This is a genomic window from Paenalcaligenes hominis, assembly GCF_011927625.1.
Taxonomy (GTDB): Bacteria; Pseudomonadota; Gammaproteobacteria; order Burkholderiales; family Burkholderiaceae_B; genus Paenalcaligenes; species Paenalcaligenes hominis.
Window position 1 is genome coordinate 423,151 of sequence record NZ_JAATIZ010000002.1, and the last position, 26,912, is coordinate 450,062.

The 26,912-nt window shown below is 49.7% G+C and carries 28 protein-coding genes; 17 read left to right on the forward strand and 11 right to left on the reverse strand.

Translation table 11 applies throughout. The features are described 5' to 3' along the window. Positions 1-109 precede the first annotated feature (109 nt). Positions 110-4,042 carry a DUF3683 domain-containing protein gene (locus GGR41_RS06085; RefSeq protein WP_167661075.1) on the forward strand — a complete coding sequence of 1,311 codons (3,933 nt, stop codon included), beginning with the start codon at positions 110-112 and terminating at the stop codon, positions 4,040-4,042. 116 nt (positions 4,043-4,158) lie between these two features. On the opposite strand, the gene GGR41_RS06090 is transcribed toward GGR41_RS06085, so the two are convergent. The 9 genes from GGR41_RS06090 to GGR41_RS06130 form a co-directional block, all read right to left on the reverse strand. Then, the gene (locus GGR41_RS06090) at positions 4,159-5,379 is read right to left on the reverse strand and encodes an MFS transporter (protein ID WP_167661076.1); all 1,221 of its coding nucleotides are present in this window, start codon (positions 5,377-5,379) and stop codon (positions 4,159-4,161) included. 76 nt (positions 5,380-5,455) lie between these two features. Continuing rightward, entirely contained in the window at positions 5,456-5,908 is a 453-nt protein-coding gene (locus tag GGR41_RS06095; protein WP_209279759.1) for a DMT family transporter, read from the reverse strand. A gap of 58 nt (positions 5,909-5,966) precedes the next feature. Then, positions 5,967-6,533, reverse strand: a complete 567-nt coding sequence (locus GGR41_RS06100; RefSeq protein ID WP_077734401.1) for an adenine phosphoribosyltransferase — start codon at positions 6,531-6,533, stop codon at positions 5,967-5,969. Between the two features lie 94 nt (positions 6,534-6,627). After that, complete coding sequence (gene cydC / locus GGR41_RS06105; RefSeq protein WP_167661078.1) at positions 6,628-8,295, reverse strand: thiol reductant ABC exporter subunit CydC; 1,668 nt, start codon at positions 8,293-8,295, stop codon at positions 6,628-6,630. Further along, entirely contained in the window at positions 8,292-9,998 is a 1,707-nt protein-coding gene (cydD, locus tag GGR41_RS06110; RefSeq protein ID WP_229711040.1) for a thiol reductant ABC exporter subunit CydD, read from the reverse strand. The genes cydC and cydD overlap by 4 nt, the downstream gene beginning before the upstream one ends. A 17-nt stretch (positions 9,999-10,015) precedes the next feature. Beyond that, on the reverse strand, positions 10,016-10,138 hold the full coding sequence (cydX, locus tag GGR41_RS06115; RefSeq protein WP_077734399.1) for a cytochrome bd-I oxidase subunit CydX: 123 nt from the start codon (positions 10,136-10,138) through the stop codon (positions 10,016-10,018). An 11-nt stretch (positions 10,139-10,149) separates the two neighbouring features. Further along, entirely contained in the window at positions 10,150-11,310 is a 1,161-nt protein-coding gene (gene cydB / locus GGR41_RS06120; protein WP_167661079.1) for a cytochrome d ubiquinol oxidase subunit II, read from the reverse strand. Between the two features lie 10 nt (positions 11,311-11,320). After that, complete coding sequence (locus GGR41_RS06125) at positions 11,321-12,889, reverse strand: cytochrome ubiquinol oxidase subunit I (protein WP_167661080.1); 1,569 nt, start codon at positions 12,887-12,889, stop codon at positions 11,321-11,323. Next, complete coding sequence (locus tag GGR41_RS06130; RefSeq protein ID WP_077734396.1) at positions 12,886-13,449, reverse strand: GbsR/MarR family transcriptional regulator; 564 nt, start codon at positions 13,447-13,449, stop codon at positions 12,886-12,888. Before GGR41_RS06130 ends, GGR41_RS06125 begins: the two co-directional genes overlap by 4 nt. Positions 13,450-13,687: 238 nt before the next feature. Here GGR41_RS06130 and GGR41_RS06135 point away from each other — a divergent pair, with 238 nt between their 5' ends. The 10 genes from GGR41_RS06135 to GGR41_RS06180 all read left to right on the forward strand — a co-directional run bounded on the left by GGR41_RS06135 (position 13,688) and on the right by GGR41_RS06180 (position 21,131). Further along, on the forward strand, positions 13,688-14,683 hold the full coding sequence (locus GGR41_RS06135) for a KpsF/GutQ family sugar-phosphate isomerase (RefSeq protein WP_167661081.1): 996 nt from the start codon (positions 13,688-13,690) through the stop codon (positions 14,681-14,683). Further along, positions 14,683-15,291: a KdsC family phosphatase gene (locus tag GGR41_RS06140; RefSeq protein WP_167661082.1), complete on the forward strand. Its 609-nt coding sequence runs from the start codon at positions 14,683-14,685 to the stop codon at positions 15,289-15,291. The genes GGR41_RS06135 and GGR41_RS06140 overlap by 1 nt, the downstream gene beginning before the upstream one ends. Next, entirely contained in the window at positions 15,291-15,893 is a 603-nt protein-coding gene (gene lptC / locus GGR41_RS06145; protein WP_167661083.1) for an LPS export ABC transporter periplasmic protein LptC, read from the forward strand. The genes GGR41_RS06140 and lptC overlap by 1 nt, the downstream gene beginning before the upstream one ends. Then, positions 15,886-16,449, forward strand: a complete 564-nt coding sequence (gene lptA / locus GGR41_RS06150; RefSeq protein WP_167661084.1) for a lipopolysaccharide transport periplasmic protein LptA — start codon at positions 15,886-15,888, stop codon at positions 16,447-16,449. Before lptC ends, lptA begins: the two co-directional genes overlap by 8 nt. A 2-nt stretch (positions 16,450-16,451) precedes the next feature. Beyond that, positions 16,452-17,213 carry an LPS export ABC transporter ATP-binding protein gene (gene lptB / locus GGR41_RS06155; protein WP_167661085.1) on the forward strand — a complete coding sequence of 254 codons (762 nt, stop codon included), beginning with the start codon at positions 16,452-16,454 and terminating at the stop codon, positions 17,211-17,213. A 184-nt stretch (positions 17,214-17,397) separates the two neighbouring features. Continuing rightward, positions 17,398-17,730 carry a ribosome hibernation-promoting factor, HPF/YfiA family gene (hpf, locus tag GGR41_RS06160; protein ID WP_167661086.1) on the forward strand — a complete coding sequence of 111 codons (333 nt, stop codon included), beginning with the start codon at positions 17,398-17,400 and terminating at the stop codon, positions 17,728-17,730. 146 nt (positions 17,731-17,876) lie between these two features. Then, on the forward strand, positions 17,877-18,356 hold the full coding sequence (locus GGR41_RS06165; RefSeq protein ID WP_167661087.1) for a PTS sugar transporter subunit IIA: 480 nt from the start codon (positions 17,877-17,879) through the stop codon (positions 18,354-18,356). Continuing rightward, positions 18,340-19,278: an HPr(Ser) kinase/phosphatase gene (gene hprK, locus GGR41_RS06170; protein ID WP_077734391.1), complete on the forward strand. Its 939-nt coding sequence runs from the start codon at positions 18,340-18,342 to the stop codon at positions 19,276-19,278. Before GGR41_RS06165 ends, hprK begins: the two co-directional genes overlap by 17 nt. 12 nt (positions 19,279-19,290) lie before the next feature. Next, complete coding sequence (gene rapZ, locus GGR41_RS06175) at positions 19,291-20,169, forward strand: RNase adapter RapZ (protein ID WP_167661088.1); 879 nt, start codon at positions 19,291-19,293, stop codon at positions 20,167-20,169. Further along, positions 20,166-21,131: a septal ring lytic transglycosylase RlpA family protein gene (locus tag GGR41_RS06180; RefSeq protein WP_167661089.1), complete on the forward strand. Its 966-nt coding sequence runs from the start codon at positions 20,166-20,168 to the stop codon at positions 21,129-21,131. Before rapZ ends, GGR41_RS06180 begins: the two co-directional genes overlap by 4 nt. Here the strand turns inward: GGR41_RS06180 and rsmI are convergent. Then, positions 21,128-22,054 (reverse strand): 16S rRNA (cytidine(1402)-2'-O)-methyltransferase, encoded by a 927-nt coding sequence (gene rsmI, locus GGR41_RS06185; protein WP_229711038.1) that lies wholly within the window; start codon positions 22,052-22,054, stop codon positions 21,128-21,130. The two genes, GGR41_RS06180 and rsmI, sit on opposite strands and share 4 nt — an antisense overlap. Here rsmI and GGR41_RS06190 point away from each other — a divergent pair. From GGR41_RS06190 to GGR41_RS06215, 6 genes are all read left to right on the forward strand, one after another. Further along, a complete protein-coding gene (locus GGR41_RS06190; protein ID WP_167661090.1) occupies positions 22,053-22,514 on the forward strand; it encodes a YraN family protein in 462 nt (153 codons plus the stop codon). The genes rsmI and GGR41_RS06190 overlap by 2 nt on opposite strands. A 137-nt stretch (positions 22,515-22,651) precedes the next feature. Next, positions 22,652-23,242, forward strand: a complete 591-nt coding sequence (locus GGR41_RS06195; protein WP_077734387.1) for a phosphoheptose isomerase — start codon at positions 22,652-22,654, stop codon at positions 23,240-23,242. Then, complete coding sequence (locus GGR41_RS06200) at positions 23,242-23,961, forward strand: BON domain-containing protein (protein WP_167661091.1); 720 nt, start codon at positions 23,242-23,244, stop codon at positions 23,959-23,961. The genes GGR41_RS06195 and GGR41_RS06200 overlap by 1 nt, the downstream gene beginning before the upstream one ends. Position 23,962: 1 nt before the next feature. Next, positions 23,963-24,451 (forward strand): peroxiredoxin family protein, encoded by a 489-nt coding sequence (locus GGR41_RS06205; RefSeq protein WP_167661092.1) that lies wholly within the window; start codon positions 23,963-23,965, stop codon positions 24,449-24,451. An 82-nt stretch (positions 24,452-24,533) separates the two neighbouring features. Next, positions 24,534-25,433, forward strand: a complete 900-nt coding sequence (argB, locus tag GGR41_RS06210; protein ID WP_077735016.1) for an acetylglutamate kinase — start codon at positions 24,534-24,536, stop codon at positions 25,431-25,433. A gap of 5 nt (positions 25,434-25,438) precedes the next feature. Further along, positions 25,439-26,128, forward strand: a complete 690-nt coding sequence (locus GGR41_RS06215; RefSeq protein WP_229711037.1) for a pyrimidine 5'-nucleotidase — start codon at positions 25,439-25,441, stop codon at positions 26,126-26,128. A gap of 84 nt (positions 26,129-26,212) precedes the next feature. Here the strand turns inward: GGR41_RS06215 and GGR41_RS06220 are convergent, their stop codons facing one another. Further along, entirely contained in the window at positions 26,213-26,902 is a 690-nt protein-coding gene (locus GGR41_RS06220; protein ID WP_167661094.1) for a dienelactone hydrolase family protein, read from the reverse strand. Positions 26,903-26,912 lie beyond the last annotated feature (10 nt).

A 26,912-nucleotide genomic window follows, 5' to 3' on the forward strand; every position in this document is an offset into this window, starting at 1 on the left:
TCGCTAAATCCACATAAAAACTACAATCAGCACACACCTTGCTGACGCGAATGATTTAAACTAAAGCGTTCCGTATTGAATACATACTAAACGCTTTAGTCTATCTACTATGAATGCTCCGGTCGCCAGCCAATTTCTAGCCGCGAACGCACCCGACTTAACCAGTCGCCTTCGCGAAATTCCCTATAACTATACCTCTTACTCTGACAGAGAAATTGTGCTGCGATTGCTGGGCACCGAGGCATGGGAAAAGCTCTCCGAGCTCCGCTCAGAACGCCGTACCGGCCGCTCCGCTCGGATGTTATTCGAAGTACTAGGCGATATTTGGGTGGTACGACGCAACCCATACCTGCAAGACGACTTACTTGCTAACCCAAAACGACAGCAACAACTCACTGATGCGCTATCGCACCGTTTAAATGAAATTAACGCACGTCGTGATACCGATGTGCCCGATCGCGACCAAAAAGTTCTTACGCTCTTAGCTGCAGCACGCCAAGCTGTGACCGATTTTGAGCGTGAGTTTCACGAGGTGCGCGATCTACGCCAACAGGTCTTAAAACGACTTACCCCGATTACCGCTAAACACAATATTAAATTTGATGGTCTATCCCGCGTTTCACATGTGACGGATGCAACCGACTGGCGCGTCGAATACCCCTTCGTGGTCTTAACCCCTGACACCGAAGACGAAATTGCCGCCCTAGTGCGTGCTTGTATCGAGCTCAAGCTCACCATCATCCCGCGTGGGGGTGGTACTGGCTACACAGGCGGCGCTATTCCTCTCAGCCCACGATCAGTCGTGATCAACACTGAAAAACTCGATGCAATCGGCCCCGTCGAGGCGATTCAACTGCCTGGACTAACCGAACCCACCCATACCATCTTGACAGGGGCAGGTGTGGTCACCCGCCGTGTCGACGAGGCAGCCCAAGCCGCAGGGCATGTGTTTGCTGTCGATCCTACATCTGCTGATGCCTCCTGTGTTGGTGGCAACGTCGCCATGAATGCGGGCGGTAAAAAGGCCGTCCTTTGGGGCACAGCCTTAGATAACCTTAGCTGGTGGCGTATGGTCGACCCCGATGGCAACTGGCTCGAGGTCACACGCATCAATCACAGCCTTGGCAAAATCCACGAGGTCGACGAGGCCGTGTTTGATTTGCGTTGGTACGACGGTGCGTTTGCGCCGGGGGCTCAACTACTACGGCAAGATACCTTGGTGATCGAAGGCCAACGTTTCAGAAAAGTCGGTTTAGGTAAAGACGTAACCGACAAGTTCTTAGCCGGCTTGCCAGGGGTACAAAAAGAAGGCTGTGACGGCATTATTACGGCGGCACGCTGGGTTTTACACCGTATGCCCGAGCATACCCGTACCGTGTGCCTAGAGTTCTTCGGCTCGGCACGCCATGCCGTGCCCTCCATTGTAGAAATCAAAAACTACCTCGACACCACGGGTCAGGCCATGGGGGCAGTCTTAGCGGGTCTTGAACATTTAGACGAGCGCTATTTACGTGCGGTTGGCTATGCCACCAAAAGCAAACGCAGCGGCTTACCCAAGATGGTTCTTATTGGCGATATTGTGGGTGACGATGAAAACGCCGTGGCCAAAGCGGCCAGCGAAGTCATCCGTCTTGCTAATACTCGTCATGGCGAAGGCTTTGTGGCAGTCAGTGCCGAGGCCCGTAAACGCTTCTGGCTTGACCGCGCACGTACGGCCGCTATCGCACGCCATACGAACGCCTTTAAAATTAACGAAGACGTCGTGATCCCCTTGCATCGTATGGGCGAATACACAGACGAAATTGAACGCATTAATATTGAACTCTCTACACGCAATAAATTGCGCTTGGTCGATGCGCTGGAGCACTTCCTAAAAGGGGATTTACCTATAGGTAAAATCACCGACCACGACGATGCGGATCACACTCGTGCCGAGGTTCTCGAAGAGCGCCGTCAAGACGCGTTGGCTACCCTACAACAGGTACGGCAGCGCTGGAGCTGGCTCTTACACCATCTTGACGCCCCCGTTAAAAGTGAAACCCACACCCTTAAGCAACTGGGCATTCAAGCGCTCACTCCGCTGGATGAGCGCCTTGCAGCACAACCCAATGTCACGGTCCTCGAGCTACTCCAAGACCATACCTTACGCACCTCGTGGAAAAATGAGATTCGTGCGGCGATGGAAAACCATTTTTCTGGGGCTCCATGTACCGCTATCTTGGCTGAAATTCAAGCCATTCACGATCGTATTTTACGCAGCCGTGTTTTTGTAGCCCTGCACATGCACGCCGGCGATGGCAACGTCCATACTAACTTGCCCGTTAACTCTGACGATTATGAAATGCTGCAAGAGGCCAATGAAACCGTGGCCCGCATTATGCAAATTGCCCGTCGCTTAGATGGCGTTATTTCTGGCGAACACGGTATTGGCCTGACCAAGTTTGAATACCTCACTGCCGAAGAACTGCAGCCCTTCCAAGACTACAAGCGTCGTATCGACCCCGAAGGTCGCTTTAATGCAGGCAAACTGATGCCGGGTGCTGATCTCAGCCAGGCGTGGACCCCTAGTTTTAATTTATTGGGCCACGAGTCCTTAATCATGCAGCGTAGTGAAATTGGCGCTATTTCCCATGCTATTAAAGACTGTTTACGCTGTGGTAAGTGTAAACCGGTGTGCGCAACCCACGTACCACGCGCCAATCTTCTGTACTCGCCTCGCAATAAAATTTTAGCTACGTCATTGTTAATCGAAGCCTTTCTTTACGAAGAGCAAACACGACGTGGTATTAGTCTTAAGCATTGGGAGGAATTCGAAGACGTTGGCGATCACTGTACGGTGTGCCACAAGTGCTACAACCCCTGCCCCGTGGATATTGATTTTGGTGATGTATCCATGGAAATGCGTCATCTATTACGCCGCATGGGTAAAAAGTCTGCCAACCCCGGTACCACGGCGGCCATGTTTTTCTTGAATGCTAAATCCCCTAAAGTGATCAATGCTTCGCGCAAAGTCATGGAGATCGGCTATAAGGCGCAACGTTTAGCTCATGATGTGCTTGCTGTGCCCGCACGTCAACAAACGCAGCATCCCCCGGCAACCGTAGGCAAGGCTCCTATCCGAGAGCAAGTCATTCACTTTGTGAACAAGAAAATGCCAGGCGGTTTACCCAAACAAACCGCCCGCAAGCTATTAGATATCGAAGACTCCAATTACGTGCCTATTATTCGAGACCCTAAACACACGCACACCGACTCCGAAGCCGTGTTTTATTTCCCCGGTTGTGGTTCTGAGCGTTTGTTTTCTCAGGTAGGGCTAGCGACTCAAGCCATGCTTTGGCATGCGGGTGTGCAAACGGTATTACCCCCTAGCTATTTATGCTGTGGCTATCCACAACGAGGGAACGGCGAGTTTGAAAAAGCCGAGCAAATGATTACCGACAACCGCGTTCTTTTCCATCGGATGGCAACCACCCTCAATTACTTAGATATTAAAACCGTAGTCGTTAGCTGTGGTACCTGTTATGACCAACTCGCAGGCTACGAGTTTGAAAAAATCTTCCCAGGTTGTCGCTTAATTGATATTCACGAGTTCTTACTTGAAAAAGGCATTACGTTAGAAAACAGTACTGGGGTACGTTATATGTACCACGACCCCTGCCACACCCCTATGAAACTCCAAGACCCCATGCGTACGGTCAAATCCCTAGTGGGTGAGACCACCATCAAGTCTGACCGCTGCTGCGGGGAATCCGGTACCTTAGCCGTATCACGCCCTGATATTTCTACGCAAATTCGGTTCCGTAAACTCGAAGAGTTACAAAAAAATCAGCAAACGCTTGCTGCTGATGGGTTTAGTGGCACAGTAAAAATGCTGACCTCGTGTCCGTCTTGCCTACAAGGGTTATCTCGCTACCAAGACGATACCCAAGTCGAGCCTGATTACATTGTGGTGGAAATGGCTAAGCATATTTTGGGGGAAAACTGGATGCCTGATTATGTACAAAAAGCTAACCAGGGCGGTATAGAGCGTGTGCTGCTTTAGTTATTAATTTTGCACGGCTAAACACAACGCCTCCGGCTCCAAAACAACACTGCCCCCAACGACTTGGATACCTGTCCAACCTGTTGGGGGCAGTTCCTTGTTACTGCAGGCGTTTTTTAGTTGCGCGCTCTTTCTTGCATAAGTTGTTTTACTAACGGTAAGGAGTACCGAATAAAAATCACTAAGCTTAATGCCGTCATAAAGACCAATGCACTTAGCCCCCATGCCTGATACAAGTGACGTGTGACCTCAATGAGAACGGCATAAAACACCATGCCTAGCGTGGCAATAGCCGCCGCCACCGTGCCTTTGCTGACTGGGGAGGACATCAAGGCAAAGCGATACATGACCGCAAAGCTCAACCCCTCGCCAAAGGCAATTAAGCTCATGCCAAAAATCAATGCAAAAGCAAGGTGATGACTAAAGACAATACCCATTAAAAGGCTAAGCCATCCGCACAACACAAAAGGAAATCCAATTAAAACCGTCTTACCCAACGGCATGCGCTCTACCCATCGAGCCACCACCACGTTTCCTAAGATGAGGCCACCCAGTACAGGAATTTGACTAAGGGCATAGTCTATATTGCTTAGCCCTAAGTCCTGGACTAAGAACACCGGCGATAAGGCAATCCACAGCATGACAGGCAACGCTAACAACGGCCCCGACATGGCAAAAATGATAAAACGTCGGCAACTGAGCACCGACCGATAATCGATAATTACCTGCTTGATGTTTTTTGGAGTGCGCTCTTGGGCAGTTAAGGTTTCAGGCATATAACGCCATAACCCTAGCCATGCCAAACCCGCTAAGGCCGCAATGCCAATGAAGCCCCAATGCCACGATACATGCTCAATTAACAGCGCGCCTAGAATAGGCCCTAATAGCGGGGCCAATAAGGTGATGTTAGCGATCATCGCCGTCACACGCACGGCATGGCCCTCGGAATAGGCCTCTTGAATAGCCGCAAGCCCTACTGCGGTAATTAAGGTTAATGCCGTGCCTTGCAAAAAGCGCCACAGTAAAAATTGCTCGATCGTCTGCGTGAAAATAATTGCCACACATCCCACAACAAAAAATAACGCACCGCTTAAAAAAACACGGCGCCGCCCTAACTGATCAGAAATAGGCCCCCAAAAAACGGCCAATAACGCACCGCCCAACATATAAGCGGACATAGAGGTTGGCGTCCATTCTGCTCCCACGCCGAACTCTTGTGTGACCGCCAACATGGCGGGTTGAACTAAGTCATTACCTATATAGACAGCTGCCTCAAACAGGGCAAAGGCCAAAGGAAACAATAAGGCCCTGAATGTGAGGCTCTGATAAATCTGCATACAATACGTCTTTCGTTTTAGCTGATAACTAAAACATTGATTTAAATAAAAAAAATGGATTGTGATTCAATGACAGTTAGCGTTTGCCAAACACAAATACGCTGAGCCCGGCAATCATAATGAGGAGCCCTACGATCTTATTCCAGCTTATTTCTCGCACAGGCATGTGCAAAAGACCAAAGTGGTCAATTAACAAACCACAAATAATTTGCCCCAACACCATGAAAAAAAGCATGTTGGCTACGCCTAGCTTTGGTGCTAAAAAAATGCTGGTAAATACTAAACCCGCACCAATTACACCCCCCGTTAAGTACCACCAAGGTTGCTGTGGGATTTGACCCAATGCCTGAATGAACTGCCCGCGACCCATGATCGCTGACATGCATAACAACAGCAAAGTGCCCGTGACAAAAGACCAAAAAGCAGCATAAATGGGCTGAGCAAAAAGGGCTTTGCCAAGCTGAGAATTAATGGCGGCTTGCGTTGCCATTCCGGCGCCCGCAATAAAAGCCATGACGAAATACCACATAACACACATCCAATGAAGAAAAAGAAAGCAGCTTAAAAGCTGCTTTGTTGGATTAGGACTAAAGCGATTGATTCCCTGGGTCGTCCTCGTGAAAAGTACAAGCGGTAAATACTGATAGCCCTGTGTCGCGTACCGCCTGCGACCCACCTAAGTCAGGCAAATCAATAATGGCTGCTGCCTCGACGGTATTTGCCCCTAAGCGCTGTAATAAGCGCGATGCTGCGACCATCGTCCCGCCCGTAGCAATAAGGTCATCAATTAATAAGACGCGTTGCCCAGGTCGTACAGAGTCAGTATGAATTTCCACAGAGGCATTACCGTACTCGAGTGAGTAGTCTTCTGCAACAGTTTTAAAAGGAAGCTTGCCTTTTTTACGTACCGGGATGAAACCCAAATTAAGCTCGTAAGCCAGCACAGAACCAACAATAAAACCACGTGCATCGATCCCTGCTACCAAATCCAAACGTTGCTGCATGTAGCGATAAACAAAAAGATCAATTAAGACTCTAAATGCTTGCGGATCTTGTAATACAGGCGTGATGTCGCGAAACGTCACCCCAGGGTTGGGCCAATTTGGCACGCTACGTATGGTTTGACGAATATAATCAGCTGGATCAGTATGCATAACAAAAGTAACAACCACAAAAAAAGCCCAAGTGCCCCATGCACCTGCGGCAAACCTATAAGTTTACACAATCGTTGTTAAGTGCGTCTATGCACTAGGCGTAACGTGTTAAACGACCATTGAGAAGTTGATAACGATGTTGCACGACTCCGGCTGGAATCTGAGCATGCGTGACCATAATAACGGTACGGTTTTTAGCCAAATGATGCAAGTCTTTTAACCACGCCTCTGCGGTGGTTTTGTCTAGACCCGCTGTTGGTTCATCCAGCAACCAAACTGAAGCAGGTGTGAGCAAGGTGCGTGCGAGGCTGAGACGGCGTACCTGCCCAGTGGATAGAGTATTACCGCCTTCTCCTAGCCAAGTATCTAGGCCGCCAAGCTGCGCTACTTGTTCGTCTAAACGGACTTGTTTGAGCACCTCCCAGAGCGCTTCGTCAGAGGCATGGGGGTCGCCAAGCAATAAATTGTGGCGCACTGTACCCATAAAGACCGCGGAGTGTTGGGATAACAACGCAAAGCGTTGATAAAGCGTTGTTGGGTCTACCTGCGCTAAATCGACACCGCCATACTCAATACGACCCGTATCAAGCGGGTAAATGTGCATAATTGCTAATAACAATGTGGTTTTCCCACTACCACTGAGCCCTTCGATACTAATACGCTGCCCTTGTGGCACCACCAAATCAATGCCTTCCAACACCGTTGCTGCCGAGTCATAGCTTAGACTGACATGGACTAACTGTAGCGTTCCTTGCTCGGGCAGAGCGGAATAATGAACGACGGTAGACTCCGCTGGCAACGATGTGGAGGCATTGATCTCTTGTAGACGAGCAGCAGCAGCATGAACTGCGCCCAACCCTGCCGCCCCACGCATAATAGGGGCGATGACTTCAAATAAGCCCATCGCACCCAATAACAACCCAACCCAAATAGGGGCAGATAAAGAGTGTTGACTGTGAGCGGTTGCACCTAGCCACAGTAGCGCTAACACCAGTGCCCCTATCACGACTTGCTGTAGCCAATTCCCCAAACTGGTTGCGGCAGTTAGCCGCTTTTGCGCTTGAGCCAACTGTTGGGCGGCCTGCTCGAACTGCTGCTGAGCCTGATGGGTCACCGTAAATACCAATAAATCAGTGTGTGCGCTTAGTGCATCGTGGGTCCAGGCGCGTAGCTCTGCCTGGGCTAGCTGAACGGCCTCGCCGACTTGAGCAGTACGTCTGGCGACCCAATACGGTAAGACTCCAGCAGCCAAACACAGCACCACTAACAACACCCAGCCTAAGACAGGTAACGCCACTCCCATCAGCACACTGAACACCACGCCAGAAACCAGGGCCGTAAAGGCGGGCGCCACCAATAACAAGAAAAAGCTATCTAAGCGTTCAATGTCATTAATTAAACGTGTTATTAAATCGCCATCACGGTATTGGGCGAGTTGCGCCGGCTTTAGACTAGCAAGATGTGCAAAGCTTTGAGTACGAATTTCAGCTTGGAGATCGAGGGTGACGTGATGCCCCACGATGCGCTCGGCATACCGAGACGCAATTCGCCACATGGACAACCCCCGTACTAAGGCGGAAGGGGCAAATAAATTAAAGCTTAATGTGCCGCCCGCAAGAAAAGCACCCGTTAAAAACCATCCTGCTACTGACAATAAGCCAATGCCAGCAAAGACAGTAGATAAAACCAAACACAAGGCGAGCAGCACAAGACGCCAATGACCTCGCACCCAAGGACCCGCTAGCTGCCACCATAGCTTCATAAGACGTCTCGCTGCAGTAACTGTTGGTTTTCCATAAACCACACTTGACCTAACTGCGCTGCTACCTCGGCATCATGGGTAGCAATGATGAGGCAGCGATGTTGAGCAAAACCTAAAATTGCAGCTAACACCTGATCACGCGTCGTGCTGTCTAAATGAGCAGTAGGCTCATCTAATAAAATCACAGCAGGGTCAGTTAAAAATAAACGCGCCAAGGCAAGACGATGCACTTGACCGCCAGATAAGCCATGGCCTCGGGTGCCAATCTGGGTAGCTAGGCCCTTTGGCAAAGGGCGCACAAACGGCAACGCCTGAGCTTGCTCTAGGGCCCACCATAACTGCGCATCGGTGGCATCGGGTCGTGCCCGTCGTAAAAAATCAGCAATGGTACCGAGCCCAATAAAAGGCTGTGGGCCAATGAGGGCCACCTCGGTGGCAGCACAGCTAAACTGTATCCGCCCTTGGACTTGCGGGCGCAAGCCAATTAAGGCTTCTAAAAACGTGGTTTTTCCTAAGCCACTCGCCCCCATAAGGGCAACGTGTTGCCCACGATCCAAACTAAAGTCAGTGGCGTGAAGTAAAGGGACGCCGGTGGGCGACTTGAGTTGTAACTGCTCTACTTGGAGCAGGGGCTGCGCACCCGTCTCGTGAAACTGAACCACGGCAGACCTTGAAGGGGTAGGTAAATCGTTGCTTAACTGAGGAAGCTGTTCATACAGTTGATGGAGCTCATCAACCGCTACCTTTGCAGTGGCCCGGTCGTGATAGCTTGCCGCCATTTTGCGCAGTGGATTATAAACTTCGGGAGCCAACAGCAAACAAAAAAGCCCATGATGCAAACTGAAGCCCGTAAAGTGGCTGCCCAACATGCCGAGATAACTAAGACCGATATACACCGCAACCCCAGCTACCCCTAACGCCGCAAAGAGCTCAAGCACAGCCGAGGAAAGAAAAGCAATACGCAGCACTTTCATGGTGGTTTGGCTCAACGCCACACTGGCTGAACGCACCGATCGCACTTCGTCTGTGGTGCGCCCTAATAAAGCCAAGGTAAACAACCCACGAATTCGATCTGAAAAAACCCCAGATAAACGGCTGAGCACGCGTTGATGCTTTTGGTTAGCGGCCTCGGCTCGCATTCCAATTAATGCCATAAATAAGGGAATTAATGGTGCCGTAACTAAAAACAGAGCCGCCACTACCCAATCCACTGGCAACACAACCAATGCAATCGCAAAAGGAAGAATCACCGCACTAATGACGGCAGGTAAATAACGCTGCAAATAACCATCAAGCGCTTGTACCTGATCGATTAAGCTCACCGTCAAGGTACCGATCGGGTGTTGCTTTGACCACGCGGGGCCTTTGGCTAGCGTTAACGCAAAAAGCTGACGACGGATCTGCAACTTGATGGTTTCTGCTGCATGGCTAGCGGCTTGCTCGCCAGACCAGTTAATACTGGCACGTAAAATAATTAAGCCAGCAATGGTTGCCATTGCGCCGAGCAATTGCGCTGGCTCGATAGAAAGACGAATGGCTTGGTCCAAGGTGTTGGCCAAGAACCAAGCCTGTATGATCATAAAAGCCCCATCTAGAAGTGGCGCGCATACAGCCCAGAACATGGCTGTAGGTGCTTGGCGCCCCACCCCTGAAAGCCAACGGCGTTGCACCGCGGCTTTCGATGTAGATTGAGTTTTAGACATACACACAGATGAGTGGGTTAGGGTTTAGTCAATGCGTCTCGTTCTCTTTTGTTAACGACGCGTAGCTCGAACCACATCGCATTCAAAATAGAAAAAGCACACGCTAAACCTAAACCTAGAATCCAAGAAAAATACCACATAGCCTGCCTCCTTAATAAGAATGCGGAGCGGTTTCCACCGACTCCGGTGTTACCTTGCCGCGCATAATGCGGTAAACCCATGAGGTATACGCAATAATCAAAGGCAAGAACACCATCGTGACTAACAGCATGACCCACAACGTCCAATGACTGGCTGAGGCATCAAAGAGCGTTAAGCTCGAAGCGGGCTGTGTGGATGAAGGTAATAAAAACGGATAGGTGGAAAACCCGAAGGTGAAGATCACCCCCGCAATGCTGAGTGAGGACATAATAACGGCTAACAAACGGCCGCCACCTACCAGCGCTATAGCCCCTAGGGCACCTACTATCCCTACAACTGGAGCTATCCATGTTGCCGGAGCCAACTTGTAGTTTTGCATCCAGCCACCGCTTTGTAAGGTGACTTCTTTCACCGTTAGTAAGGGATTAGACACCGCGTTGCCATCGATAATGCCAGTATTAAGGCTGTAACCGGTGACAGAGGAAGCAATCCACACACCACCTAATACAAACACTGCAATAGCGGCAAGCCCTGCATAACGCGCCCATCGCGTGGCTAAACGTGCTACTTCACCTTCTGTTTTCCAACTTAAAACCACCCCACCTTGCATGAGCATAAGCAAAATACTGAGTACACCGCTTAGGAGGGCAAAAGGTTGAAATAACGCGAAGAAACTGCCTTCATAAATGGGACGCAGCGTATCGGACTCGAAGTAAAAAGGAACCCCTAACATCACGTTGCCCACGGCCACCCCAAACACCAAGGCACTGACTACACCCGAAGCACACCAAATGGCATCCCAATTTCGGCGCCATGCCACGCTTTCAATTTTGCTGCGGTATTTAATGGCGACTGGACGCACAATCAATGCAACCAAGAGCAGCATCATGGCTAAATAAAAGCCGGAAAAAGACAACGCGTATAGCAAAGGCCACGCAGCAAAAACGACGCCACCTGCAACGATGAGCCATACTTGGTTGCCCTCCCACACAGGGCCGATCACGTTATAAAGCACGCGACGCTCTGCATCGGTTTTAGCAACCAACGGTAAAAGCATGGCGATTCCTAAGTCGGCACCATCCATAATGGCAAAACCTACCAGCAATACGCCAAGTAAGAGCCACCAAATATGCCGCATGGTGACGTAATCAAGTAAGATCAGTGATTCCATCTTCGACTCCTTATTTGGCTAATGCAGCATCAGCCGCAAAATCAGTAGCAGGGGCAGCGGCCTCGTCATCGGGGCCATGCTTGATGGCTTTTAGCATCACTTTGGTGCCAACAATCGCCAAAATGGTATAGAGCACAATAAAGATGCTTAAGCTAATGGCGAGATCGACAACGCTTAAGCCAGAGGCAGCGTAATACGTAGGTAACACCCCTTCGATAGCCCAAGGTTGACGCCCAAATTCGGCGACAAACCATCCGCATTCAATAGCAATCCATGGCAACGGTATGCTGAATAAGGCAAACTTTAAGAACCGCGGTGAATGAGTGATCCGATCTTTAGAAGCCAAGTAAAACGCCACCAAGAAAAACGCGATCAAGTAAAAACCAATACCCACCATAATACGGAAGGCCCAGAATAACGGCCCAACCTGAGGAACGGTGTCCCAAGCGGCTTGAGCGATTTGTTCAGGCGTAGCATTGCGTATGTCTTGGGTATAGCGTTTCAATAACAGCGCATAACCTAAGTCTTTCCAGTGCTCATCAAACACGGCCTGAGCTTCGGCATCTTCTTTATTTGCACGTAATGTCTGCAAGGCATCGTAGGCAATTAAACCACGCTGGATCTGGTCTTCGGCCATACTAACCAGCTCGTTAATGCCCAACATAGGCTCTGTGACTGAGCGTGTACCGATTAAGCCCATTACCCATGGGATTTCGATGGCGAAGTCATTACGGCGTTCATTTTGATTGGGAATAGCAATCAGGTTGAAGTTAGCGGGGGCGGGTTCGGTCTCCCACATGGACTCTAAAGCAGCAATCTTCATTTTCTGGTGTTCGGTAGTGAGATAACCACTTTCATCCCCTAAGACAGCTACAGAAAGAGAACCTGCTAAACCAAAGCTGGCTGCCACGACCATTGAACGGCGTGCGAGCTCGAGATGGCGACCACGCATTACATACCAAGCGCTGACACCTAATACAAATACAGCGGCTAAGGTATAGCCCGAGCTGACTGTATGCACAAACTTGGCTTGGGCGACGGGGTTAAAAATCACATCCGCAAAGCTGTCTAGCTCCATACGCATCGTGTGCGGGTTGAAGTGAGCGCCGCTTGGGTTTTGCATCCAACCGTTTGCAATAAGAATCCATAAGGCGGAAAAGTTGGCCCCTATCGCTACCAACCACGTCACAATAAGGTGAGCAACTTTTGATAAACGGTTCCAGCCAAAAAAGAACACCCCAATAAAGGTGGCTTCCATAAAGAAGGCCATTAACCCTTCGATTGCCAGCGGCGCACCAAAGATATCGCCCACATAATGACTGTAGTAAGACCAGTTCATACCGAACTGGAACTCCATCACGACCCCAGTCGCCACCCCTACAGCAAAGTTAATACCAAACAGCTTGCCCCAGAACATGGTCATGCGACGCCAGATGTCTTTTCCAGTCATCACATAAACGCTTTCCATAATGGCAAGCAAAAAGGCTAAACCTAGCGTTAATGGTACAAATATAAAGTGAAACATCGCTGTCAAAGCAAACTGCAAGCGCGACAGTGTCACTACATCAAGATCTATCATTTGGATTCTCCTGAACCGATTGATTTGCGCACTCTACCCGCTACCCCTAACACTTTTTGTACCTTAGCACCTAATCGCATTAAGCCCTGTAAGGTTTCAGGGGGTAAATGATGAACCTCATCGAACCAGCCTGTGGCCAGTTCGATAAGCTCTAACATATCAGTAATACGTTGTTGCTCGTAGGCTTCTTCATCATTTTGAGGCTCTTCAAGTAATAAACCCCGCAACAACGTGAGTGTTGGATCAATTTCACGCTTGCGTTTTTCCTCGACCAGTACACGGAAAATATCCCAGACATCATCAGGTGCTTGAAAGTACTCTCGGCGATCGCTGGGCTTGTGCACCATCTGCACTAAACGCCAGGATTGGAGTTCTTTTAGGCTCATGGAAACATTAGAACGAGATATACCTAAAGTCTCTGCGATACTTTCTGCATTTAAGGGCTCGGGTGACAGAAATAACAATGCGTAAATTTGTCCTACAGTGCGGTTGACACCCCAACGACCGCCCATCTCACCAAAGTGAAGAACAAATCTCTCAGCTTGTGGGTCTAACTTCATAAATTTCCAATTTTCAGTAATTACTGAAATTACAATACATTCAGCATCATATAACTCTCCTTAAGGATTTTCAACATTTGCTTAAGATTAAGAAATGATGAGTCGGTTTTAGGATACGACGACTTAAAAAAACGACTTGACTAAGTAAAGGCATGTGGATTTTCCCCTCTAGATCTAATTGATTGTAAAATCTCAATACTTCAATCCTATATTGGCAATAGATGCCTACCAGCATGTTATGAGCTCTATCACCTTGTCTTCATTTACAGCGGATGCTGCATTAAGCTCTGCACAACGTACTTTTCACACAGAAATCAAAGCCCTAGCCGAGCTAGCAGCGCGGTTAGATCAAGACTTTTATTTAGTGGTGGATCGTATTTTGCATTGCAAAGGCCGTGTTGTTGTAACGGGAATTGGCAAATCGGGACACATAGGGCGTAAAGTGGCTGCTACGTTTGCCTCTACGGGTACGCCGGCTTTTTTTATGCATGCAGCAGAAGCCCTCCATGGTGATTTAGGCATGATCACAAAAGACGATGTGATTATTGCTATTTCGTATTCAGGGACAGCTAGCGAGTTGTTAACCGTTTTAACGACCACAAAACGGTTAGGTTGCCCCTTTATCGCCATAACAGGTCATCCGACATCCGATTTAGCCCAGAATGCAGATCTACATTTAGATGTACATGTGGCCCATGAAGCCTGTCCGTTAAACCTAGCCCCCACATCAAGTACTACTGCGACCCTGGTCTTGGGGGACGCATTGGCTGTGGCCTGTCTAGAAGCGCGAGGCTTTAGCCGTGAAGACTTTGCTCGCTCGCATCCGGGCGGGGCATTAGGTAGGCAGTTGCTTACGTATGTGGATGACATCATGCGTAAGGGCGATGCCTTGCCGTTAGTAAATGCTCAGACCCTGGTTACCGATGCGCTGGCTGAAATGTCAGCTAAAGGCATGGGTATGACTATTGTAATAGACGAAGATCGCCGCCCCATTGGCATTTTCACTGATGGTGATCTACGACGGCTCATTGCACGTTGGGGCGACATTCGCCATTTAACGGTCGAGCAAGGCATGACGCCTCACCCACATACCCTCCCTGCTACCGAGTTAGCTATTAAAGCCGCCAACACCATGGACCGCTTACGTTTAAATCAGGTCTTGATAACTGATGCAAACGGGCTATTATTAGGAGCTTTACATATGCATGATTTACTTGATGCGAAGGTCATATAATGAGTCAATCTACCTATATCCCTCATCCTGTTGAGTCACTATTGCTTGCACCCATTGCAGCGGAAACTCAAGAACGATTGCGCAAAGTGCGCTTAATGGTATTTGACGTTGACGGTGTGCTTACAGATGGTCGTTTATTTTATAACGAGGATGGTGAGTGCCTTAAAGCCTTTCATGCGCTTGATGGCTATGGGTTACGGCTGCTCCAAGAATGCGGTATTACCGTCGCTATGATCACCGGTCGTCAGGGCACAATCGTATCCCGTCGTGCTAGCGAACTAGGCATTAACGAAGTGCATCAGGGCATTCGGGACAAAGCCGCGGTGTTGCAGCAGCTGGCACAACAATACAGCCTAGACATGACGCAAATTGGTTTTATGGGCGATGACTTAATCGATTTAAGCGCCATGAAACGGGTGGGCTTTGTGGCCAGCGTACCGAATGCTCCGCAGTATATCCGTCAACTGGCGCATTGGGTATCAGATATCGAAGGCGGTTACGGGGCAGCTCGCAAATGCTGTGATTTAATTTTGGCGGCACAGGGACGCTTAGGGCATTACTTTACCCAAAGCCCTCCGGTTAGCCTCATAACGGGCAGCCCTCAATAATGCGTGAACGCCTTCCTTCTCTGGTTGCTTTATTCCTGTTGGCACTGCTTGTGCTTAGTACATGGTGGGCGGCAAACTACACGCTTAATACCGTCGCCTTAGATCCGCCACGGCGACAAACGCACGAGCCAGATACCTGGGCTCAAAATTTTGTTATGTTGCGTACTAACGAGGCGGGCATTGCCATCAATCGCTTGGAAGGCGCGTATATGCTGCATTATCCAGATGATGACTCTTATCATTTAGACGATGCTATCGTTACCCTAAACCAAGCCCAAAGCCCCATTATGACGGCGCAGTCCGATAACGCTATCATGGATGAAGACGGCACCCGTATCCAGCTGGTGGGCAATGCCTTATTGCAGCGCCAAGCCGATGTTAAGGGCGATGTGCTTTCGGTACGCAGCGAGCGTATCGTACTTTATCCAAATCAAGATACAATGGAAACGGACGAGCCTGCCGTGGTTAAGAACGGCTCAAATACCCTTCAGGGAACGGGCATGACGTATAACAACACCACTCGGCAACTGCACGTACATCGCAATTCTCACGTCATCATGACGCCTACTGCTGCGCCACCTACCGGCTCTACTCATGATTAAACCTTTACTGCTTTCTCTCACTTTCTTATTTAGCCTAGGTAGCACTACGGCTTGGGCTCAGGCGGCAGACCCTGACACCGTTATTTTATCTGACTCATTAGAATACGACGATATCAACCGTCTCAGTACCTTTGTGGGCAATGTCATCCTAACGCGCGGCAACTTAAACCTAAGGGCAGATAAAATAGTGGTGAATGAAACCGCAGACGGGGGGCAACACGCTATTGCTACCGTAGCCAATAGCCCAAAAGTGCTTGTCCGTCAGGAAAGCCCTGAAAAGTTTGAGATTATCAAAGGCGAAAGCCGTCAAGTCGAATACAACAGCGCTACGGAACAGCTCATCCTAGTCGGCAAGGCCGTCATTACGCGTTATGTCTGTGGTCAATCTATTGATAGTATTAGTGGCGATCGCGTCATCTACAACAAAAAGACCGACATGTACCAAGCCGTTAGTCAGGCCACCCCAGGTTCAGGTCAAAACCGAGTTCGGTCGGTCGCACGCCCCCGTGCGCACATTGACCGTGCTATTGCTGAGTGTCAACAAAAGTCTCATTAATTATGGCTAGCACCCCCCTTATCAAAGGCAGTTTACGTGCAGTGGGCTTGCGCAAAACCTATGGCAAACGCACCGTAGTGAAAGACGTCAGCCTACTCGTAGAAAGCGGCGAGGTGGTTGGTTTACTTGGGCCGAATGGCGCCGGTAAAACCACCAGTTTTTATATGATCGTAGGGATCGTACCCGTGGCCTCGGGCCGTATCGAAATTGATGGTACCAATATCACTACGATGCCCATGCACCAACGTGCTCATTTGGGGTTGTCGTACTTGCCTCAAGATGCCTCGGTGTTTAGACGACTAAATGTAGAAAATAATATACGCGCTGTCTTAGAGCTACAACGCGACAGTCAGGGTCGAAAATTAACGCGCCCTGAGATCCAAGAGCAGCTTGATCACCTTATTGACGAGCTACAAATTAATCATATTCGCCACAATACCGCCCTGTCTCTTTCTGGCGGAGAACGCCGTCGTGTGGAAATTGCCCGAGCGCTGGCGACTAATCCCCGTTTTATCTTGCTTGACGAGCCCTTTGCAGGGGTGGATCCCATCGCAGTCATTGAAATTCAACGTATTGTTCAGTTTTTAAAATCACGCCAAATTGGGGTGCTGATCACTGACCACAATGTGCGTGAAACGCTGGGCATTTGTGACCGTGCCTACATTATTAGTGACGGTACTGTGTTAACTAGCGGACACCCCAATGAAATTATTCATAACGAAGCCGTGCGCGAAGTTTACTTGGGTAAAAACTTTAAAATGTAAGCACATTGCATCGGCCTAATGACACAATTAAACAAGGTGTAATGGGCCTTTTTTGCTTGATTTTTCGCATAGCTTTTTAAAAGAATTTGGGTATACTGAAACTGTGTAAATAACAAAAAGGAGGTTTTATAAATCGACTTTTCTATGCGCTTTTTTGCGCTTTTGTTCACACACAGGAGAAACTATGATTCTGAATATCACCGGCCGCAACCTCGAAGTCACCCCCGCCATTCGTGACTATGTGCAAAGTAAAATCGGTAGACTTAATAAACACTTCGACACCGTCGTCGAGGCACAAATCATACTTTCAGTCGAACGTCTAAAGCACACTGCTGAAGTCACTCTGCCTGTCACAGGAAAAATTTTACACTGCTCTGATTCAGAAGAGTCCCTTTACGCTGCTATCGACTTGCTCACGGATAAGCTCGAGCGCCAGATCGTCAAATACAAAACCAAAAGCCAGTCTCATCCCCCACATCATGCCGCCCCCAAGCGACTTGAAAGTTCTTTAGCTTAACTATTATTACTTTTGCCCTTCTCTATAGGGTGATACACTCCTAATGAGCCCCGCAGCACCCTTGCACGGGGCTTTATTATTTCACTCACATCGTATTAAATGTCAGTGTATATTGCTAGTTAATTAATCACCCTATAATGGCAGCTATGAACTTACTGTCACGCATACTCCCCCCCTCCAATATTGTGCTTGATATTGCTGTTACGAGTAAAAAACGCGCTTTTGAACAAGCCAGTCTACTCTTTGAAAATCATCATGGCATTTCTCGCACCGCTATTTTTCAAAGCCTGATTGCACGCGAGCGTTTAGGCTCTACGGCATTAGGTCACGAGGTCGCTGTACCCCACGGCCGCATTAAAGACCTTAAAGACCCAATTGGTGCCTTTATGCGTTTGGCCGAGCCCATTCGCTTTGATGCCAGCGATGGGCGTAGCGCACGTTTGTTATTCTTTTTATTAGTTCCCGAGCACGCAACGCAAATTCATTTAGATTTACTCGCTGAAATTGCACGCCAAATGTCCGATAGCACATTGCGTCACGAGCTAGAAATCGAGTCCGACCCCGTTGTGATTCATCAGCTCTTAACGACCTCTGTAGGAAACGATTCGCATGCTGAGCATCCATGAGCTAGTTAACGATAACCAAGCTCGCCTTGATTTCCAGTGGTTAGCAGGCGAGCAAGCCGCGTTAACCATTGGACTAGACGCAGGTATGGCCTCAGCAGACTTAATCGGCCATCTCAATTTAATTCATCCTCGTCGCATTCAAGTCTTAGGCGTCGAGGAACTCAACTACTACCACAAGTTCGAACCAGCTAAACGGCAGTATTATCTTTCTGAACTCATCGAAGGCGGCGTGCCCGCCTTGATTGTCGCTGGCATTAGCCAAGCCCCTGCCGAGCTCATTGCGCATTGCACGCAGCACAATATCCCCCTACTGAATACACAACACGATGCCGCGGAACTCATTGATGTGTTGCGGGTCTATCTCACCAAGCGCTTGGCACCTTCTACCTTAATGCATGGCGTTTTTTTAGACGTGTTGGGCTTAGGTGTCATGATTACTGGCGAGTCAGGCCTAGGCAAAAGCGAGCTTGCACTCGAGCTAATTTCACGGGGCCATGGCCTGGTCGCCGATGATGCCGTCGAGCTTTTTCGTACCGCGCCACACATTATCGAGGGCCAGTGCCCGCCGTTAATTCAAAATCTTCTCGAGGTCAGGGGCTTAGGTTTACTGGATATTCGCACCATTTTTGGCGAAACGTCGGTACGACGCAAAATGTCGTTGCGTTTAATCGTCCATTTACTGCGTTCTAATGCAGACAACTTTGAACGCTTACCCATTCAACAGCAAACCCAAACGGTACTAGGGGTTGAAATCCGTCAGGTAATGCTTCAAGTCGCCGCAGGCCGTAACTTAGCCGTCCTTGTCGAGGCAGCGGTGCGTAACACCATATTAACGATCCGTGGCATCGACACCATGCAGGAATTTATGCAACGTCAAGCGCTTGCTATGATGGAGAATAGCCCCCCTTCGTCTTCCTCGTAAAATAGAGTTCTTATGTTAAAAGTTGTTTTAATTACTGGTATTTCTGGGTCGGGTAAATCCGTTGCACTCCGTCTACTCGAAGACACTGGCTATACCTGTGTAGATAATCTGCCCGTGCCTTATTTGCACGACTTTGTGGATCGTGCCATTCAAGTCGGGTTAGAACGCGTCGCCGTGGCGATTGATGTACGCGCTCCGGGCGATTTGCATCAGCTTCCCGATATTGTGCAAACATTACGCTCTCACGCTCACATTCAGCTTAGTGTTTTGTTTTTAGATGCCAATGACCACACACTCACCCAACGGTACTCTGAGTCACGCCGCCGCCACCCCCTGACTGATCGTTTACGTTCTGGCGGGCAATCCCCTTCGCTTCAAGCCTGTATTGATGCAGAGCGCAGCATGATGGCCTCGTTGCGTGAATCCGAACATACTATTGACACTAGCGACCTAACCCCCGGTCAGCTCCGCGCTTGGGTACGCGATTTAATTCAAATTGATCGCTCTCCTGTGGTTTTAACCTTTGAGTCCTTTGCCTACAAACGCGGCACCCCTGGCGATGCAGACCTTATTTTTGATGTGCGCTGCTTGCCTAACCCACACTATGACCCCGAGCTGCGCCCTATGACAGGTAAAGACGAGCCCGTGGCACGATGGCTCGCTCAATTTGGCAGTGTGGAAAACATGATTAACGACATTGCCAGCTTTGTAGAGCGATGGTTGCCCCTGTATATGCAAGATACGCGCAACTACCTCACTGTCGCTATTGGCTGCACCGGTGGGCAGCACCGTTCTGTATATGTCACAGAACAACTGGCATTGCGCTTTGCGCATCATCCTTCTTTATTGATACGACATCGAAATCAGCCCCCTGTTGATTTACCCCTATGACTTCGCGTTCCCTTGTTCTTTTTCTTTTGTGTGTGCTTTTCAGTGTGGCGTTTGTGGGCTGCTCTAGCGGCCCCAAAACAGGGCAAAAAAGCACCACCGGCGGCGGCTACTACAAAGACGATGGCCCGGGTTTAGCAATTCCTAAAAATTTACATGCTATCCCCAACGCCAAGCCACGTATTGAAAACCATGCCCCGGCCAATATGCGTCCGTACACGGTTTTAGGCCGAAGCTACACCCCCCTTTCCGCCGAGCAGCCATTTAGACAAACGGGCACGGCGTCTTGGTATGGTAAAAAATTTCATGGGCGCAAAACCGCTAATGGTGAAATCTACGACATGTACGCCATGACGGCCGCCCACCCTACCCTGCCGTTGCCCAGTTATGCCAAGGTGACTCGACCTCGCACCGGACAATCCGTCATTGTCAGAATTAATGACCGCGGCCCTTTCCACAGCAATCGCATTATTGATTTATCTTATGTGGCAGCAGCTAAACTTGGGTTAATTGCGCCCGGTAGTGGTTCGGTCATTGTCGAGGCCATTACTCACGACGATATTCGCGCTGGACGCTATGTCGATGACGCGACTCCCGAGCAAACGCCCGAGGACTTAGGGCAGTTTTTAGCTGAACTTTCCCCCAGCAAAACCGAATCTAATTTGGGGTTGGAAATACGCCCCCCTGCAGACCCAGCCACCCAACTGCGCCCGATTGCAGGCAATGGCTTACCTTTAGTCTTTTTGCAATTTGGGGCCTATCGTAACGCTCAAAGCGCTACCGAGCTTGCTGCTCAAATTAACAAAGACGTGGGCGCGTTAGATTACCGAGATGCGCACATTGAGCCAGCAGGCGACCTATTTCGTGTCCAAATGGGCCCCTATGCCAGTCGGGCCGAAGCCCTAACCGTAGCCCAAATCATTGAATCGGAAACCGGTCACAAGCCCACATTAGCCGTGCGCTAGGCTTTATGTTCCAGTACCCAGTCGTAAATACGATCACGCGGTAAACCCGTGGCTTTGACGGCCACTTTGACGGCGTCTCTAGGGGACACGTGTTCAAGTAATGCCTTGAGCCAGACTTGAGTGTCTGCGTCTAATTGAGTACTTGACTGCGTGCTGGTTTCGGCATGCAGTATTAACACAAACTCCCCTTGTTGATGATAGCTGTCTGACTGAAGCCATGACACGGCATCGGCAAGCGCACAGGTATGAACATGCTCGAAACGCTTGGTGAGCTCGCGCGCAAAGGTAATCTGGCGTTTAGGAAAAAGCTCAGCCATATCGTGCACAGAGGCATTAATGCGATGAGGGCTTTCAAACATCACCACTGGTGCAGCAGTTTGGCTCCAGTCTTGAAGCCATTTTTTTCGCGCTGTGCTTTTGTGTGGCACAAACCCAGCAAATAAAAAAGCGGGGTTTTCATCGCTCGTCACGCCACTGGCCATTAAAGCGGTAATGACCGCAGAGGCCCCCGGTATGGCTACCACGGCATACCCCGCCGCCCGCACAGCCCGTACAATACGTCCGCCTGGATCGCTGACGGCTGGAGCCCCTGCATCGGACACCAATGCGACGCGCTCTCCTTGAGCTAAGCGCGCCACAATTTGCTCGGCCATGTGCGCCTCGTTATGGCGGTGCGCAGCAATAAGCGGGGTCTGTATACCCCACGCCTCGAGCAACGGTCGCGTAGACCGCGTGTCTTCGGCAGCAATCACATCACACAACCCCAGACAATGCCATCCGCGTAGGGTGAAATCGCCCAGGTTCCCTATAGGCGTAGCCACCACATATAGCGTATGTTTAGGCCAGGCTTGGGATTGCACGCGCTCGGCAAGGCGTGCCAAAAGCTGTGTTCCTTGTTCTGTGGTTTGCATAGTACTGCTCATGAAAAAAAATCTTAGTCCAGAAGCGCTTGCTAAAGAAGCGCAGCGCCAACGTTTAGCGCGAGCCAAACGGACTCGACGCCCCCGCACCACGCGTCCACGCCTTTCCAAAAGTCAACAAATTGGTTTTGCTAAAGAAGACCAAGCCGCTGTTTTACTGGAACAGCATGGCCTTGTTATTTTGGAAAAAAACACACACTCTCGATACGGGGAAATTGATATTGTGGCACGATCTTTGACGACGTTGGTTTTTATTGAGGTCCGTTATCGCCGTGTTAATCACTATGGCGGAGCGCGTGACAGCGTTTCTTTAGCCAAACAGCAGCGCATTAAACGCTTAGCTCAGCACTTGCTGCCCCACTGGACCGATTTGTATTTTGAGGGACAAACCCCTTTTTGCCGATTTGATGTATTGGCCTTCGAGGGCGATACCGTGCATTGGATTCAAGATGCATTTAGGTAGCCTTCCACCTTCGCGCCGTTATTCATTACAATACAATTAAACGTAGTGTCTTTAGCATCGCCTTTTTACCAAATGAAAGTCTTGCGACCAGCTATATCGAGCACCCTATTACTTTTTACTACATGCCATAATTAGCCATGGACTTAACTGCCTTAATGCACTCGCACTTTCAAGACTCTGCCGCCACGATTCAAACCAGTGCCGCAGAGCTTGCCGAACCTTTAGCCGCCGCAGTAGAGCTCTTATTTGCTACGGTAGCCAACAATGGCAAGATTCTTGCTTGTGGGAATGGCGGCTCGGCAGCCGATGCCCAGCATTTTATTGCTGAGCTCGTTGGCCGTTTTGAACGCGACCGCTTGCCGCTAGCTGGCGTAGCCTTAAATACAGATACTTCTATCTTAACGGCTGTAGGCAATGATTATGGCTTTGATGCGGTGTTCGAGCGTCAAGTTGCCGCGCTAGGACAAACGGGCGATATTTTGGTGGCCATCAGCACCAGTGGCAACTCCGCCAATGTCATCCGTGCAATTCAAGTTGCCCACGAACGCGATATGGTTGTGATTGCCTTAACAGGAAAAGACGGCGGCCAGATTGGTGCCATGTTGGCAGACACCGACATTCATCTTTGCGTGCCTCACCCGCGCACCATGCGTATTCAAGAGGTCCATATTGTACTTTTACATGCTTTATGTGATGGCATTGATGCCTTACTGCTCGGAGAACCCTAGTGTTTTTAAATGCTCTACCACGCTCGCTTCGTTACGTCACTCAGCTTACCGCGCTTAGCCTTGTTGTCGTACAGCTTAGTGCTTGTGCTCCATTGGTATTGGGTGGCGCTGCGGCCACCACTGCAGTCGTTGCGACCGATAGACGAACTGCTGGCGAACAAGTAGACGACAAAACGATTGGTGTCAAAGCCAGTGTCGAGGCTAATCAAATTCTTGGCGATCGCCCGGGTCGTGTTAATGGTTCATCGTATGGTGGGCAGCTATTACTATTAGGCGATGTGCCTACCCCCGAGGACAGCCAAAAAATCGAAGCCGCTGTTAAAAAAATCGATAGCGTCAAAGAGGTCATTAATCGACTACGTGTCGGTGCGCCCACCGAGCTTAGCGTACGCACTAACGACAGCTGGATCACCACTAAAGTCACCACGGCCCTGATTAACGCCCAAGACGTACCCAGTCGCACCATTAGTGTCAGCACCGAGCGCGGTATAGTGTACTTGCAGGGTCGGGTGACTCAAGCCGAAGGCGAACGCGCTGCCAAAGCGGCATCTACCGTCAGTGGTGTTACCCAAGTTGTGAAACTTTTTGAATATGTGAGTGCCGAACGAGTATTGCTTCCTCAATCAGCGAACGAAGCAAATGCCTCTGTCACACCAGAGCCCAGCACCCCGAACCCCAGCCCGTCACCCAACGCGCCTGAGGTATTCACGATTAACTAACATGATCTTTCGCTTCCTTTTTATTAGTTTATTAGGCGTTAGCCTAGCCGCATGTAGTGACGCGTTGTCTTCTGCCCAAGCCCCTGAGTTCAGTGGTCAGTCGTTAAATGGCGACATCGTCAACTCAGACGCTCTGCAAGGCAAAGTAACGCTGGTAAAATTTTGGGCAACAGATTGCACGACGTGTGTGGCCCAAATGCCAGACAATATCGAATACTATAATCAGTATCACGATAAAGGTTTTGATATTATTGCTGTAGCCATGAAGCACGACCCTATCGAATACGTGCGCAACTTTACTGAAGCTCGTCAGTTGCCGTTTACCGTGGTCAGCGACAAGGACGGCGCCATTTCTCAAGCTTTTGGCGACATCCGCATGACACCTACCGCTTTTTTAATTGATAAAAAAGGCCGTGTGGTAAAACGCTATTTAGGCAATTATGACAAAACCGCTTTTATCCAAACCCTTGAAAAAGCGTTAGCCGGCTAACATCAAGGGCAGCCGTATCGAGACACTCCGGAGGCTATGGCCTCCGGATTTTTATTATTTGTTTATCGCACCCGAAATCGCCATGACACAAAACGCCGACCAACCTAGCTATTCCCCTACTGTAAAAGCCGATGTGCTTTCCGAAGCCCTTCCTTATATTCGTCGCTTCCACGGCAAAACCGTGGTGGTCAAATACGGCGGCAACGCCATGACCGAGGAACATCTACAGCGCAGTTTTGCGCACGATGTGGTCTTACTAAAGCTTGTTGGTTTAAAACCGGTGGTGGTTCATGGTGGTGGCCCTCAAATTAACGATGCCTTACGCCGTGTTGGCAAAGAAGGCACCTTCATCCAAGGCATGCGCGTTACCGACGCAGAAACTATGGAGGTAGTTGAGTGGGTGCTAGGCGGCCAAGTCCAACAAGATATCGTCATGATGATTAACGAGGCCGGTGGTAAAGCCGTTGGCCTTACTGGTAAAGACGGTCAGCTGATTCAAACCAAAAAGAAATACCTACCCGACGAAAATAACCCAGACAACCTCTTAGATATTGGTTTTGTGGGGGAAATTACGCGGGTTGAGCCAGCCGTGGTGAAAGCGCTTCAAGACGACGAATTCATTCCCGTTATTTCCTCTATTGGTTTTGGCGAAGACGGTCGTTCTTATAATATTAATGCCGACGTGGTGGCAGGCAAATTAGCCGAGGTTCTCGGCGCAGAAAAACTGATTATGCTCACCAACACCCCCGGCGTGCTAGATAAAAACGGTCAACTCCTGCGTCAGCTATCGGCCCAAACCATTGATGAACTATTCAAAGATGGCACTATATCCGGTGGCATGCTGCCCAAAATTTCCTCTGCCCTAGAGGCCGCGCGTCATGGCGTTAACTCTGTTCACGTCATTGATGGCCGTGTGCCGCATAGCTTGTTGCTGGAAATCCTGACAGACAAAGGCGTAGGCACCATGATTCGCTCGCACTAATGCACATGGCTGCTGCACACAAACAGCCAGACCTTGTTTGGCTGTTTGATTTAGACAATACGCTGCATAATGCATCCGCATTCATCTTCCCCACCATTGACGGGTTGATGACCCAAAGCATCGCCCAGCTTCTCGACGTTTCTACCTCTCAAGCCAATCAGCTACGTCACGATTATTGGCAACGCTATGGGGCAACCCTCATTGGCCTAATCAAACATCATGGCATTTGCCACAAGCAGTTCTTACATTTAAGTCATGATTTTGATGTGGTGGCGCAGGTTCTTAGTGAATCCGGCTTGGCACGTCATTTAAAGCGTTTACCAGGCCGTAAGGTGCTTTGCACCAATGCACCGGCCAATTACGCCCATCGAGTCGTCAATGAGCTAGGCATCCAGCCCCTGTTTGAACGTGTGTTTTCCATAGAAGATATGTTCTTACAGCAACGCTGCCATCCCAAACCCTCTAAACGCCTGATGCAGCAGCTGCTGGCACGTTTAGACGTGCCAGCGCATCGCGTTATTTTTGTGGATGACACCTTGCGCAATCTAAAAGCCGCGCATCAGCTCGGCATCCACACCGTGCATTTTGCCCACCCCAGCACCCCTTTCTCGTCAGGCTATGCCGGGCGTGCTCCCTACATTGATTTACGGGTTAGCTCAATTAAAGAGCTCAGCCAACGCTGCCCTTTTGGCTAGTATCGCCACAGCACATCAAAGCCCACAAAAAAACGCGCCGTAATGGCGCGTTAAACAGTAATAGTCTGCTGCGTAAACCGCCGACTAGCCCTGTTTTCTCAGAAACTGCACGGAGCGCTCTTGAGCCAATTGATCGGCCTCTGGCTGGTAATGCGCACCATTAGGGCGTGCAAACGCATGATCACAACCCGGATACACATAGGACTCCCAGCCGGGACGCTGCGCTACATCGGACTCGATGACACGACGCACCTCGGCAGGCACATAGCTGTCCAGTTCTGCAATATGTAAAAGTGTGGGGGCCGCGCTGGATTGAATCGTAGGCAAGGTGTTTTCTAGATTGACTCCATAGTAGCTGACCGCTGCTTTGATGGGACTGTGGTCGGCAAATAACACGACTAGACGGCCCCCCATGCAATAACCCACACTAACAATCTGCTCGTGCCCTAGCTTTTTAGCTAATTGGGCTCGCGCGCACTCCAGGTCAGACAAGGTGGTCTCTGTATCCATTTCCTGCATCAGCTCTACACCTAACTGGAATTGAGATTGATTCGTGGGATCAAGCTCTAAGCCCGGCTCGGAACGGAAAAACAAATCGGGGCACCACACATTAAAGCCTAAGGCGGCCCAGTCTTTTGCCAGTTGGCGCATGGATGAGTTCACACCAAAGATCTCTTGAATTAAGATCAAGCCCGGTGCGTTTTTGTCTTGAGCTAACACCTCGAAGGCCTTCATTTTTTGGCCATCAGCCGTAGTGATCGTTACATAACTCATTGTTGCTCCT

Excerpts from the sequence above, each read along its gene's own strand:
- GGR41_RS06085 (WP_167661075.1), top strand. The coding sequence starts at position 110 with ATGAATGCTCCGGTCGCCAGCCAATTTCTAGCCGCGAACGCACCCGAC.
- GGR41_RS06090 (WP_167661076.1), bottom strand. The coding sequence starts at position 5,379 with ATGCAGATTTATCAGAGCCTCACATTCAGGGCCTTATTGTTTCCTTTG.
- GGR41_RS06095 (WP_209279759.1), bottom strand. The coding sequence starts at position 5,908 with ATGTGGTATTTCGTCATGGCTTTTATTGCGGGCGCCGGAATGGCAACG.
- GGR41_RS06100 (WP_077734401.1), bottom strand. The coding sequence starts at position 6,533 with ATGCATACTGATCCAGCTGATTATATTCGTCAAACCATACGTAGCGTG.
- cydC (WP_167661078.1), bottom strand. The coding sequence starts at position 8,295 with ATGAAGCTATGGTGGCAGCTAGCGGGTCCTTGGGTGCGAGGTCATTGG.
- cydD (WP_229711040.1), bottom strand. The coding sequence starts at position 9,998 with ATGTCTAAAACTCAATCTACATCGAAAGCCGCGGTGCAACGCCGTTGG.
- cydX (WP_077734399.1), bottom strand. The coding sequence starts at position 10,138 with ATGTGGTATTTTTCTTGGATTCTAGGTTTAGGTTTAGCGTGTGCTTTT.
- cydB (WP_167661079.1), bottom strand. The coding sequence starts at position 11,310 with ATGGAATCACTGATCTTACTTGATTACGTCACCATGCGGCATATTTGG.
- GGR41_RS06125 (WP_167661080.1), bottom strand. The coding sequence starts at position 12,889 with ATGATAGATCTTGATGTAGTGACACTGTCGCGCTTGCAGTTTGCTTTG.
- GGR41_RS06130 (WP_077734396.1), bottom strand. The coding sequence starts at position 13,449 with ATGAAGTTAGACCCACAAGCTGAGAGATTTGTTCTTCACTTTGGTGAG.
- GGR41_RS06135 (WP_167661081.1), top strand. The coding sequence starts at position 13,688 with ATGAGCTCTATCACCTTGTCTTCATTTACAGCGGATGCTGCATTAAGC.
- GGR41_RS06140 (WP_167661082.1), top strand. The coding sequence starts at position 14,683 with ATGAGTCAATCTACCTATATCCCTCATCCTGTTGAGTCACTATTGCTT.
- lptC (WP_167661083.1), top strand. The coding sequence starts at position 15,291 with ATGCGTGAACGCCTTCCTTCTCTGGTTGCTTTATTCCTGTTGGCACTG.
- lptA (WP_167661084.1), top strand. The coding sequence starts at position 15,886 with ATGATTAAACCTTTACTGCTTTCTCTCACTTTCTTATTTAGCCTAGGT.
- lptB (WP_167661085.1), top strand. The coding sequence starts at position 16,452 with ATGGCTAGCACCCCCCTTATCAAAGGCAGTTTACGTGCAGTGGGCTTG.
- hpf (WP_167661086.1), top strand. The coding sequence starts at position 17,398 with ATGATTCTGAATATCACCGGCCGCAACCTCGAAGTCACCCCCGCCATT.
- GGR41_RS06165 (WP_167661087.1), top strand. The coding sequence starts at position 17,877 with ATGAACTTACTGTCACGCATACTCCCCCCCTCCAATATTGTGCTTGAT.
- hprK (WP_077734391.1), top strand. The coding sequence starts at position 18,340 with ATGCTGAGCATCCATGAGCTAGTTAACGATAACCAAGCTCGCCTTGAT.
- rapZ (WP_167661088.1), top strand. The coding sequence starts at position 19,291 with ATGTTAAAAGTTGTTTTAATTACTGGTATTTCTGGGTCGGGTAAATCC.
- GGR41_RS06180 (WP_167661089.1), top strand. The coding sequence starts at position 20,166 with ATGACTTCGCGTTCCCTTGTTCTTTTTCTTTTGTGTGTGCTTTTCAGT.
- GGR41_RS06190 (WP_167661090.1), top strand. The coding sequence starts at position 22,053 with ATGAAAAAAAATCTTAGTCCAGAAGCGCTTGCTAAAGAAGCGCAGCGC.
- rsmI (WP_229711038.1), bottom strand. The coding sequence starts at position 22,054 with ATGAGCAGTACTATGCAAACCACAGAACAAGGAACACAGCTTTTGGCA.
- GGR41_RS06195 (WP_077734387.1), top strand. The coding sequence starts at position 22,652 with ATGGACTTAACTGCCTTAATGCACTCGCACTTTCAAGACTCTGCCGCC.
- GGR41_RS06205 (WP_167661092.1), top strand. The coding sequence starts at position 23,963 with ATGATCTTTCGCTTCCTTTTTATTAGTTTATTAGGCGTTAGCCTAGCC.
- argB (WP_077735016.1), top strand. The coding sequence starts at position 24,534 with ATGACACAAAACGCCGACCAACCTAGCTATTCCCCTACTGTAAAAGCC.
- GGR41_RS06215 (WP_229711037.1), top strand. The coding sequence starts at position 25,439 with ATGGCTGCTGCACACAAACAGCCAGACCTTGTTTGGCTGTTTGATTTA.
- GGR41_RS06220 (WP_167661094.1), bottom strand. The coding sequence starts at position 26,902 with ATGAGTTATGTAACGATCACTACGGCTGATGGCCAAAAAATGAAGGCC.